Below are 11,462 nucleotides of genomic sequence, written 5' to 3' on the forward strand. Positions count from 1 at the left end.
GGGCGGGGGGGGAGGGGGGAGGGGCCCCACCAGGCCCCCCTAGCGGCCGGCCGAGGCGTCCTGGGCTCGCAGGGCCGAAGCTGGAGCTGGGCCCTCTCGACCTCGCGGTGCCGGGGCCTGAGCCGGACTCCCGGGGCCGCATCCTCCGGAAGGCTCGGGGCCGGGGCCGGGACCTCCGGAACTCACGGAGCCGGAGCCGACTCCTCCTGGCCTAGCGGGGCCGAAGCCGGAGCCGAGTCCGCCCCGGCTCCCGGGGCCGAAGCCGAAGCCGGAGCTGAGTCCTCCCCGGCTCGCGGGGCCGGTGCCGGGCCCGGGGCCAGAGCCGGAGCCTGGTCCTCCGGGACGATGCCCAGGGCGGCGTCCTTGGCGGCTTCGGCTTCGCGGCGGACGAGGCGGAACCACATGAAGAGGACGAAGCCCGCGAAGGCGAACCATTCGCCGGTGTAGCCGAGGTTCTGGAACGCCTTCATGTCCAGGCCGCTGCCCTCGGCGGCGGCCGGGGGCACGGCGCGCAGCGGGGCCGGCGGGTCGGCGAGCGTGATCCAGGCGTCGTAGACGCCGTACGGCACGATGTTGACCAGCGACGCCGCGCTGATCATGCCGAGCTGGCCCGCCGGCAGCCCACCGCCGGCCTGGACGCCCGGCGTGCCTTGGTTCTCCGACGCCTGGAGCGCGCCGGTCACGCTGACCTCGCCGGTGGGCGGCGCCGGCACCTTCGCCGTCGCGGCCTTGTCCTCGGCGTCGCCGGGCAGCCAGCCGCGGACGACCGGGAGGGCCTTGCCGCTGTCCGTACGCAGCAGGGTCAGAACGTAGAAGCCCTGCTCATCGCCGTGGCTGCCCTTCAGGGTGCGGTCCGGGACGAGCAGTTGGTGCGCGGCGTCGTAGCGGCCGCGGGCGCTGGCCTGGCGGCCGGAGGTGACCTGGTCGACCGGGAGCAGCTTCTCCAGGGGCCGGGGCGCGGCGGTCTTGGCGTCGGCGGTGCGGTTCTCCTGCTGCTGGTGCGTGGCGACGCGGGCGTCGAAGCGGCTGAGCTGCCAGGTGCCCATGAAGATGCAGAAGGGGATCGCCAGGATGGCGAAGACGTTGATTCCCCACCACCGCGGGGTCAGCAGGAACCGGTACACGCCTTCAACGGTACGGTGCCCGCCCCGCGCGGCCGCACCGGCCCCTGCCACACGGCCGCACGGGGCCCGGGAGCTGAGCGGTCGGCGGTTGGCCTGCGCCCGGCCGGCCGGGCAGGCGGGCAGGCGCCGCCGGGCGGATGCCGTCCCGCCCGACCGCGCCTACGAGCCCCTGACTGCCGGCTGTACTGCCGGCTGTACGGCGCCTCCGGAGCCGCAGCCCCCACGACTGCCCTACGGCGCCGCCAAGGGCGCCGTCCGGTACACCGTCCCCGCGCAGGCGTCCGGGATCTTGGCCTCGGCCGCGGCGGGCGCGCCCGCTTCCGGTGTGTGGGTCAGGAGCACGCCGTTGGCGGCCGCTCCGCCGTCCCCGGTCCCGTCGCCGCCGCCCGCCTGGCCGTCGGTGGCGCTGCCGCTGTCCGGCGCGACGGCGGCCGGCGACTCCCCCGGCGCCTTGGACGGGTCGGGGGTCGGCGACGGCCCCGGGGTGGCGCACCCGGTCTTGCCGCCGCCCGCCGCCGGGATCCAGGCGAACTTCACCTCGTACGCCTGCCCCGGCTTCAGCACCAGCTGATCGGGGGTGGTCGCCGGGTCCGGCAGCCCTGTGGCGTCGTCGCCCGTGGTGTGGTCGACGACGTGGACCTTGTCCGGCTTGGTGGCGCCCTGGGGCGTCAGGTCCACGGCCCCGCCGCCCTGGACGGAACAAGCGGAATCGGAAGTGTTCACCACCCGGAACGCGCCGTAGACCCGGCCCGCGGAGTCCGGCGGGCCGACCGTCCCCGTTCCCTGGCCGAGCTGGTCGCGTCCGCAGACCGGCGAGGTGACGTCCATCGTCGTGTCCGGGGCGGGCGTACCGGCACCGGCGCCGGGGCCCGCCCCCGGTGCCGCGGTGCCCGTGCCCGCCTTGCCCGGCGGCTTCCCGGCGCCGGGCGTCCAGGGTTCCCCGCCGCTGGGGCGGGTACGGGAGTGTTCGGTGCCTTCGCCGTGTGCGCCGCCGGCCTGCTGCTCGGCGCTCCGGCTGCTGGCGGCGTTGGCGGGGTGGTCGCCGGGGCCGTCGCTGAAGCCGGCGACGTGGACCATGGCCGGGACAGCCGTACCGCCGAGGATCAGTGCGGCGGCCGCGCCGACGACGGCGTGCCGGCGGCGCTGGCGCCGGGCCGGTACGGCGCGGCGCAGCTGCTCCAGGGCGTCCGGCGCGGGTTCCAGGTCGGCCACGCGGGCCCGCAGCATCCGCCGCAGCTCGTCCTCGCCGCCGAAACCGCCACCGAAGCCCCCACCGGAGCCGCCGCCGAGGCCGCCCCCGGAGCCCGGAAGCGAACCGGAGCCGGAACCCGAAACGGAACCCGAACGGGAACCCGCAACGGAACCGGAACCCGAACCGGAATCAGCCCCGAAGAAATCCGCGTCAGCCCGCGCACCCGAGACAAGCCCCGAACCGAGCCCCAAAACGGAACCAGAGCCCGAGCCGAACCCGGCGCCCCCGTCCCCTGAGCCATGCTCCCGAGCCCCATCCCCGTCGTACGCGGCCCCGCCGTACGCGTTCCCGCCATACGCGGCCCCGCCGCCGTACGCATGCTCGCCGTCGCCCGCATGCCGTCCGTCTCGCCCGGACCGCCGACGCTCCCCCGGTCTCAGACCGCCGTCCCGCCCGGCTTCACCGCGCCCGGCCTCGTCCCAGCCGTCCCCCGACCCGCTGGGGCCGACGGACCCGCCGGAACCGGCCGACCCGCCGGCGTCAGCCCCGCTCGCCCCGCCGACCCCGGTCCCCCGCCCGGCGCCATCCCCCCAGTCACGTCCATCACGTCCATCACGTCCGTCATCGCCCCAGTCGGGTCGTCCTGCCGCTGTCACGCCGGAGCCTCCATGGCGACGCGGAGCGCCGCGATGCCCCGCGAGCCGTACGCCTTGACCGAGCCGAGCGATATCCCCAGCGTCTCGGCGACCTGGGCCTCCGTCATATCGGCGAAGTAGCGGAGGACCAGCACCTCGCGCTGGCGGCGCTGGAGGCCGCGCATCGCCTTGATCAGCTGGTCCCGCTCCAGGAGGTCGTACGCGCCCTCCTCGGCGCTCGCCATGTCGGGCATCGGCTTGGAGAGCAGCTTCAGCCCGAGGATCCGGCGGCGCAGCGCGGAGCGCGAGAGGTTGACGACCGTCTGCCGGAGGTAGGCCAGGGTCTTCTCGGGGTCGCGGACGCGGCCGCGCGCGGAGTGCACGCGGATGAACGCTTCCTGGACGACGTCCTCGCAGGAGGCGGTGTCGTCCAGGAGCAGTGCGGCCAGGCCGAGAAGCGAGCGGTAGTGCGCGCGATAGGTCTCGGTGAGGTGGTCGACCGTGGTGCCGGCTGCCATCGTGTCGTCAGTGTCCCCACGCTGGCCGGGAAGCGGCGCGGGGCGGGCGGCGGACCAGGGGGCGATCACCGGCATGCCCCCGGGGACCCGTGGGCGCTGCGGGCGCACTGCCGCGCCTGCCGCTCCCGCCGGGGCGATGGTGAAACCGAGTACGTCTGCCACGCTTGTTGGACACGCTTCCCCCCAAAAGGGTTGTACGCGCCAGGCACCGCACGTGGTGATGCGTCACATGCCCTCACGCGCACCAACTCTTCCCAATGCCCCAATTGCCCTGACACGACCGCCCTGACGCGGCCGTCCCGCCATCTCAGGGCCCCGGAAGCGGCCCGCGCCGCGGACCGCCCACGGGGGCAGCCCGGAAAGACGCCGCCCGCCGAGCGCCGGTTGCGGCGTCACGGGAAGCGAATGATCGAACAGAACATCAGCCCAGATCAAGTGATTCGAACCAGCACTCCGCACACGAAATCTTCACACGGCCCACAAATTATGTCGCAGCCGGCCGGCGCCGTGCAGCCCGGTCCCGCCAACTTCCGCGCCCACACGGCCCGGAGGCCCGCCACCGCCCCCGGCCCGAGTCGATGTTTCACGTGAAACGTCCCGCCCAGTCCGGCGTTTCACGTGAAACAGCCTGGCCGAGCCGACGTTTCACGTGAAACACCCAGGCCGGACCGATGTTTCACGTGAAACACCAACCCCCGGCCCGCTACCCCGCAGCCGACCCCAACTCTCCTGCCACCAACTCCCCCACCTGCGCCGCGTTCAGCGCCGCGCCCTTGCGGAGGTTGTCCCCGCAGACGAAGAGCTGCAGCGCCCGCGGATCGTCCAGCGACCGCCGCACCCGGCCCACCCACGTCGGGTCGGTCCCCACCACATCGGACGGGGTCGGGTACTCGCCCTCGGCCGGGTCGTCGCACAGCACCACCCCGGGCGCGGCCGCCAGGATCTCGTGCGCGCCGGCGACCGTGACCTCGTTCTCGAACCGCGCGTGCAGGGTCAGCGAGTGCCCGGTGAGCACCGGCACCCGTACGCAGGTGGCGGCGACCGGGAGGTCCGGCAGGCCGAGGATCCGGCGGGTCTCCTCGCGCAGCCGCAGTTCGCCGGACGACCAGCCGTCCTCCCGCGGCGCGCCGGCCCACGGCACGACGTTGAGGGCGAGCGGTGCCGGGAACGGCCCCAGGGTGTCGGCGACCGCGCGCCGCACATCGCCCGGCGCGCTGCCCAGTTCGGTGCCGGTGACCGCGGCGAGCTGGGCCCGCAGCGCCTCGGTGCCGGCCCGGCCGTCCGCGGACGCGGCCTCGTACGAGGAGACGATCAGCTCGGTGAGTCCGTATTCGGCGTGCAGCGCGCCGAGTACGACGATCATCGACAGGGTGGTGCAGTCCGGGTTGGCGAGGATGCCGCGCGGACGGATCCGCGCCGCGTGCCCGTTGACCTCGGGCACCACCAGCGGCACGTCCGGATCGCCCCGGAACGCGCCCGAATTGTCCACGACCACCGCGCCCTTGGACGCCGCGACCGGCGCCCACCGCGCGGCGACCTCCTCCGGCACGTCGAAGACCGCGACGTCGATCCCGTCGAAGGCGTCCTCGGTCAGCGCGAGGACCTCGGTCTCCGCCCCGCGCACGGTCAGCTTGCGGCCGGCCGAGCGCGGCGAGGCGAGCAGCCGGATCTCGCCCCAGATGTCGGCCCGCTCGGAGAGGATCCCGAGCAGCACGCGGCCGACGGCACCGGTGGCGCCGACGACCGCGAGATGCGGCTTGGCGGCCCGGCGGGCCTCCGCCCCGGCCGTGTCGGCCAGGGACGGACGGCCCGCCTCGGCCGGGATCATCGCCCGGTGCCGCCGTAGACGATCGCCTCGTCGCTCTCGCTGTCGAGGCCGAAGGCGCTGTGCACGGCCTGCACGGCCTCGTTGACGTCATCGGCCCGGGTGACGACCGAGATGCGGATCTCGGACGTCGAGATCAGCTCGATGTTGACGCCGGCGTTGGACAGCGCCTCGAAGAACGTCGCGGTGACGCCGGGGTTGGTCTTCATGCCCGCGCCGACGAGGGAGATCTTGGCGATCTGGTCGTCGTAGCGGAGCGAGTCGAAGCCGACCGCGGCCCGGGTCTTCTCCAGCGCGGCGACGGCCTTGCGGCCCTCGGCCTTGGGCAGGGTGAACGAGATGTCCGTCAGGCCGGTGGAGGCCGCCGACACGTTCTGCACGACCATGTCGATGTTGACCTCGGAGTCGGCGATGGCGCGGAAGATCCGCGCGGCCTCGCCCGGCTTGTCCGGGACCCCGACGACCGTGACCTTCGCCTCGGAGGTGTCGTGCGCGACGCCCGAGATGATCGCCTGCTCCATCGGCCTGTCCCCTTGCGGTTCGTTGCTGACCCACGTGCCCTTCAGCCCGGAGAAGGACGAGCGGACGTGGATCGGGATGTTGTAACGGCGTGCGTACTCGACGCAGCGGTGCAGCAGCACCTTGGAGCCGGAGCTGGCCAGCTCCAGCATGTCCTCGAACGAGATCCAGTCGATCTTCCGGGCCTTCTTGACGACCCGCGGGTCGGCGGTGAAGACGCCGTCGACGTCGGTGTAGATCTCGCAGACATCGGCGTTCAGGGCGGCGGCCAGCGCCACCGCGGTGGTGTCCGAACCGCCGCGGCCCAGCGTGGTGATGTCCTTCTTGTCCTGGGACACGCCCTGGAAGCCGGCGACGATGGCGATATTGCCCTCGTCGATCGACTGCTTGATCCGGCCCGGCGTGACGTCGATGATCCGCGCCTTGTTGTGGACGGAGTCGGTGATCACACCGGCCTGGCTGCCCGTGAAGGACTGCGCCTCGTGGCCGAGGTTTTTGATCGCCATCGCCAGCAGGGCCATGGAGATCCGCTCTCCGGCGGTCAGCAGCATGTCGAACTCGCGCCCCGACGGGATCGGGGACACTTCCTGCGCGAGATCGATCAGCTCGTCCGTCGTGTCGCCCATCGCCGAGACCACGACGACAACTTGGTTGCCGTTCTTCTTGGCCTCGACGATTCGCTTGGCAACGCGCTTGATGCCCTCGGCATCCGCAACGGATGAGCCGCCGTACTTCTGCACGACAAGGCCCACGTGCGCTCCTCGCAACTGTCTTGAGCGGGAGGGGGTCCCTCCCGGACCCCCGGACATGGGGGTACTGCGGTCGGCTCAGTCTAACGAGCGGGCGGAATCCGCCCCGCTACTACCACATCGTGAGACACAAAGCCCAGGCTTTGGTGAATGTCCAGCTGTGTCCAGCCGTGTCCCTCGCCGGTTCAGCGCGGTGCTCCGTCGCACCGGCTCGCTCTGTCGCCTTCCCGCTCCGCCACGGGGCACACGGGAACGTAACCCAGGTCACACGCGCACCGGGGCCGGCGGGCCGGCCGTCAGGCCCGGCGCAGCCCCAGCGGCCCGGCGATCTCCGCCGCCATGACCCGGCCCGCCTCCTCGGCCAGCCGCTCCTCGTCCGCGGCGGCGTCGCTGTCGGTGTCCAGCCCGTCCAGGGCGTCCAGCGGCTGGTCCAGGCGGACGTGGGCGACCAGGGACTGCAGGGCGCGCAGCGCGGCCGAGGCGGTCGGGCCCCAGTTGGAGAGGTAGGAGAACTGCCACCACCACAGGGCCTCGCTGACCCGGCCCGCGCGGTAGTGCGCCAGGCCGTGCCGCAGGTCGGTGATGATGTCGGCGAGGTCGTCGGAGATACGCGAGGCGACCGGCTCGCTGCGCGGTACGTACGGGTCGAAGACCTCGGAGTAGACGTCGACCGGGTCCAGCATCCGCGCGAACCGCTCGCGCAGCTCGTCCACGTCCGGTTCCGGGCCGGTGTCCGGTTCGTAGCGTTCGTCGGGAACGATGTCCTCGTGGGCGCCCAGCCGCCCGCCGGTGAGCAGCAGCTGGGAGACCTCCAGCAGGAGGAACGGCACCGCGCTGTCCGGCTCGTCCCCCTTGGCGACCTCGGTCACCGCGACGATGAAGCTCTCGATGGAGTCCGAGATCGAAACGGCGAAGTCGTCAGGGTTCTGTGTCCTGTCGTGCAGCGTGGCGTCAGACATCGAGAAGTCTCCTCCCTTCGAAGGCACGCCCGAGCGTGACCTCGTCGGCATACTCCAGATCGCCTCCGACCGGCAGCCCACTGGCCAGTCGCGTCACTTTCAGGCCCATCGGCTTGATCATCCGGGCCAGGTACGTGGCCGTGGCCTCGCCCTCGAGATTCGGGTCGGTGGCCAGGATCAGCTCGGTGACCGAGCCGTCCGCGAGCCTGGCCAGGAGTTCCCGGATCCGCAGATCGTCGGGGCCGACGCCCTCGATGGGGCTGATCGCCCCGCCCAGGACGTGGTAGCGGCCGCGGAACTCCCGCGTCCGCTCGATCGCCACGACGTCCTTGGGCTCCTCAACGACGCAGATGACCGCCGGATCGCGGCGCGGGTCCAGGCAGACCCGGCACTGCTCCTCCTGCGCGACATTGCCGCACACGCTGCAGAACCGGACCTTCGCCTTGACCTCCATCAGCGCCGTCGCGAGCCGGCGGACATCGGTCGGTTCGGCCTGAAGGATGTGGAAGGCGATCCGCTGCGCGCTCTTGGGACCGACGCCGGGCAGCCTGCCCAACTCGTCGATCAGATCCTGGACCACGCCTTCATACACGGAACGTCTTCTCTCTCTTCTGCCGTGCTGCGTACGCTAGTTGGCTACTCCTCAGAAGGGGAGGCCCGGGACGCCGCCACCGCCGCCCAGCGCCTGGGCGAGCGGGCCGAGCTTCTGCTGCTGGAGCTTCTGCGCGCTGGCGTTCGCGTCCCGGACGGCGGCGAGGACGAGGTCGGCGAGGGTCTCGGCGGTGTCCTCGGCGGAGTCGGTGTCGACCGCCTTCGGGTCGATCACCAGCCCCTTGAGCTCACCGGAGCCGGTCACCGTCGCCTTGACCAGGCCACCCCCCGCGGAACCCTCCACGGGCGTCTCCGCCAGCTCCTGCTGGGCGGCCGCGAGATCCTGCTGCATCTTCTGGGCCTGCTGGAGCAGCTGCTGCATATTGGGCTGACCACCGGGGATCACGACGTGACTCCTGCCGTACGACAACGATTGGTGCGGTAGCCCGAGCCTACGTGTTTCCCGGCCCGGGCGCCCTACGCCGGGGGGAGGACCCTGCGGCGGTCCCGCCCTCCCCCGGGAGGACGGCGGCGCCCGGCCGCCGTCACCGGCCGGGCGCCGCCGGTCACTCGTTGTCGAACTCCTCGATGACCGTCGCGCCCAGCTCGCGGACGATGAGTTCGTGCCCGCTGAGCGCGGAGTCGACCAGATCCGGGTCGTCCTCGGCCGGCATGTCGTACTCGATGGACATGCCGGGGTCGGGCGGGGTGTACGAGGGCTCCGCGGCGGGGCCGCCGCCCGGGCCGCCGGCGGACGGCGCGGACGCCACCGCCTCGCGGGCCATCCGCGCCCCCTGGCCGCCGCCGGGGCCGCCCGCGCCGCCGGGGCCGGGCTCGGGGCCCGCCGGGGCACTCGGCCGGGCCGGGGCCTGGGGTGCCTGCTGCGGCGCCGCGCCGGAGCCGCCGTAGCCGCCGCCGTTGAACCCGCCGCCGCCCCGGGCGCCGCCGGCCGGCGGGTTGGCGCCACCGGACGGATCGACGATCGCCTCGACCCGCCACTGCACCTGGAAGCGCTCGGCGAGCACCTCCTTGAGGACGTCCTCGCTGCCGCCGTTGGCGAAGCTGTCGCGGGCGCCGGCGTTCGGGAAGCCGATCTGGAGGGTCGTGCCGTCGAAGCCGGAGACCTGGGCGTTCTGGCTCAGCAGGATCCAGGTGAAGCGCCGCCGGTCCTTGACCGCTTCCAGGATCTGCGGCCACATCTGCCGCACCTGCGCGGCCCCTTGCCCGGCGCCCGGCGCGCCGCCGGCGGGGGCCTGCGGGCCGGGTGCGGGCGCGCCCGCGGGAGGCGCGGACGGGCCGCCGGGGGGCGCCGCGGGGGCGCTGCCAGCGGGCGCGGCCGGGCCGCCTACGGGCGCGGACGGGCCGTCTGCGGGCGCGGGGCCGCCGCCGGACGGCCGGCCGCCCTGCCCCGGCGCCACGGCCGAGGGCCAGCTACCGGGGCGCCGCCCGGCGCCGGCCTGGCCACCACCGGCCTGCCCGGCACCCGCCTGCCCGGCACCCGCCGCTGGCGCCGCCGCCGCTCCCGTTCCCGCTGCTGTCCCCTGTCCTGCCGCTCCTGCCGCACCCGCTCCGGCTCCGCTGCGCTGGGTGCCGCCGGGCCAGGCCCCGGCCTGCGGGGCACCGCCGTCCGCGGGGGCACCCGCCCCGGCCGTAACGCCGCCACCGTCCACCGGAGCCGCACCGGGAACCGCACCGGGCGCCGCCCCCGGAGCCACACCGGGCGCCGCCCCCGGAACCGCCCCCGATGCCGCACCCCGCACCGCCGCCCGCGCCGCCGCAGGCCCCGACGGACCCCCGGCCGGCATCGGCGGATGCGCCTCCGGCCCCGGCACGTACGCCGCCGCCGGCCCACCGGTCTCCACCATGGCCCCGCCGGGCCCCACGCCCGCCGCGCCGGCGCCCGCGAGGGCCGCCGCGCCGCCCAGCGCCAGGGCCGGTCCGGCCGCGGCCGCCCCGCGCTCCAGGCGGTCCAGCCGCGCCTGCACCGACCGCTCGTCGCCGTACGCCGCCGGCAGCAGCACCCGGGCGCAGATCAGCTCCAGCTGGAGCCGCGGCGAGGTCGCGCCGCGCATCTCCGTCAGCCCGGTGTTGACGATGTCGGCGGCGCGGCTGAGCTCCGCCGCCCCGAACACCGACGCCTGCGCCGCCATCCGCTCCACGACATCGGCGGGCGCGTCGATCAGCCCCTTCTCCCCGGCGTCCGGCACCGCGGCCAGGATCACCAGGTCGCGCAGCCGCTCCAGCAGGTCGGCCACGAAGCGGCGCGGGTCGTTCCCGCCCTCGATGACGCGGTCGACGACCTCGAAGGCCGCCGCCCCGTCCGCCGCCGCGAACGCGTCGACCACGGCGTCCAGCAGCGACCCGTCGGTGTACCCGAGCAGCGACGTCGCCATGGCGTACGTCACGCCGTCCGCGCCGGCGCCGGCCAGCAGCTGGTCCATCACCGACATCGAGTCCCGGACCGAACCGGCCCCGGCCCGCACCACCAGCGGCAGCACCCCGTCCTCGACCGGGATCTTCTCCCGCTCGCAGACCTCGGCGAGGTACTCCCGCAGCGTGCCGGGCGGCACCAGCCGGAACGGATAGTGGTGGGTCCGCGACCGGATCGTCCCGATGACCTTCTCGGGCTCGGTGGTCGCGAAGATGAACTTCAGATGCTCCGGCGGCTCCTCGACGACCTTCAGCAGGGCGTTGAACCCCGCCGAGGTCACCATGTGCGCCTCGTCGATGATGTAGATCTTGTAGCGGCTGCTGGCCGGCCCGAAGAACGCCTTCTCGCGCAGCTCGCGCGCGTCGTCGACACCACCGTGCGAGGCGGCGTCGATCTCGATCACATCGATCGATCCCCGGCCGTTGCGGGCCAGATCCACGCACGAACGGCACGTCCCGCACGGCGTCGGAGTGGGACCTTCCTCACAGTTCAGGCAGCGCGCCAGAATGCGGGCGCTGGTCGTCTTGCCGCAGCCCCGGGGCCCGCTGAACAGATACGCGTGGTTGACGCGGTTGTTCCGCAACGCCTGCTGAAGGGGGTCGGTCACGTGCTCTTGCCCGATGACCTCGGCGAAGGTCTCGGGGCGGTAGCGGCGGTACAGCGCGAGGGACGACACGCTTACGACGATATCGGGCCGCACTGACAACCGGCCCTCGCCGAGCTCCCGCCCGCCCCCGACCAGGGAAGGGGGCCGCCCGCGCCCGCCCGTCCCCCAACGCAAGCGCCCCTCACGCACCCGCCAGAGCCGACCTACCCTTGCTGCCTTCCGGCCCTGGGGGAGTTCAGTCAGATAGCGCCACGTGAGGGGCTGAGCCCCACATTAGCGGATCCCGGCCCCCGGAAACGACCCGCCCCTCGC

General features: G+C 73.9%; 9 protein-coding genes and 1 other RNA gene. All 10 read right to left on the reverse strand.

Features of this window, described 5'->3' with window-relative positions:
* Nucleotides 1-182 precede the first annotated feature (182 nt).
* The 10 genes from ADL22_RS06760 to ffs all read right to left on the reverse strand — a co-directional run bounded on the left by ADL22_RS06760 (nt 183) and on the right by ffs (nt 11,416).
* Nucleotides 183-1,124, reverse strand: coding sequence for an SURF1 family protein (locus ADL22_RS06760; RefSeq protein ID WP_066974720.1), 942 nt, complete (start codon nt 1,122-1,124; stop codon nt 183-185).
* 231 nt (nt 1,125-1,355) lie between these two features.
* Nucleotides 1,356-2,336 carry a hypothetical protein gene (locus ADL22_RS06765; RefSeq protein ID WP_234430570.1) on the reverse strand — a complete coding sequence of 327 codons (981 nt, stop codon included), beginning with the start codon at nt 2,334-2,336 and terminating at the stop codon, nt 1,356-1,358.
* 632 nt (nt 2,337-2,968) lie between these two features.
* Nucleotides 2,969-3,631, reverse strand: coding sequence for a SigE family RNA polymerase sigma factor (locus ADL22_RS06770; protein WP_079063889.1), 663 nt, complete (start codon nt 3,629-3,631; stop codon nt 2,969-2,971).
* A 541-nt stretch (nt 3,632-4,172) separates the two neighbouring features.
* Nucleotides 4,173-5,297, reverse strand: coding sequence for an aspartate-semialdehyde dehydrogenase (locus tag ADL22_RS06775; RefSeq protein ID WP_079063890.1), 1,125 nt, complete (start codon nt 5,295-5,297; stop codon nt 4,173-4,175).
* Nucleotides 5,294-6,565 carry an aspartate kinase gene (locus ADL22_RS06780; protein ID WP_066974724.1) on the reverse strand — a complete coding sequence of 424 codons (1,272 nt, stop codon included), beginning with the start codon at nt 6,563-6,565 and terminating at the stop codon, nt 5,294-5,296. The genes ADL22_RS06775 and ADL22_RS06780 overlap by 4 nt, the downstream gene beginning before the upstream one ends.
* A gap of 293 nt (nt 6,566-6,858) precedes the next feature.
* Nucleotides 6,859-7,521: a DUF5063 domain-containing protein gene (locus ADL22_RS06785; RefSeq protein WP_066974726.1), complete on the reverse strand. Its 663-nt coding sequence runs from the start codon at nt 7,519-7,521 to the stop codon at nt 6,859-6,861.
* On the reverse strand, nt 7,514-8,113 hold the full coding sequence (gene recR, locus ADL22_RS06790; RefSeq protein WP_066974728.1) for a recombination mediator RecR: 600 nt from the start codon (nt 8,111-8,113) through the stop codon (nt 7,514-7,516). The genes ADL22_RS06785 and recR overlap by 8 nt, the downstream gene beginning before the upstream one ends.
* A gap of 51 nt (nt 8,114-8,164) precedes the next feature.
* Nucleotides 8,165-8,518, reverse strand: coding sequence for a YbaB/EbfC family nucleoid-associated protein (locus tag ADL22_RS06795; protein ID WP_079063891.1), 354 nt, complete (start codon nt 8,516-8,518; stop codon nt 8,165-8,167).
* A gap of 160 nt (nt 8,519-8,678) precedes the next feature.
* Nucleotides 8,679-11,219 (reverse strand): DNA polymerase III subunit gamma and tau, encoded by a 2,541-nt coding sequence (locus ADL22_RS06800; protein ID WP_066974732.1) that lies wholly within the window; start codon nt 11,217-11,219, stop codon nt 8,679-8,681.
* Nucleotides 11,220-11,317: 98 nt separating this feature from the next.
* Nucleotides 11,318-11,416: signal recognition particle sRNA small type (gene ffs / locus ADL22_RS06805), an RNA gene on the reverse strand.
* Nucleotides 11,417-11,462 lie beyond the last annotated feature (46 nt).

It is taken from the genome of Streptomyces sp. NRRL F-4489, assembly GCF_001509485.1.
GTDB lineage: Bacteria > Actinomycetota > Actinomycetes > Streptomycetales > Streptomycetaceae > Streptomyces.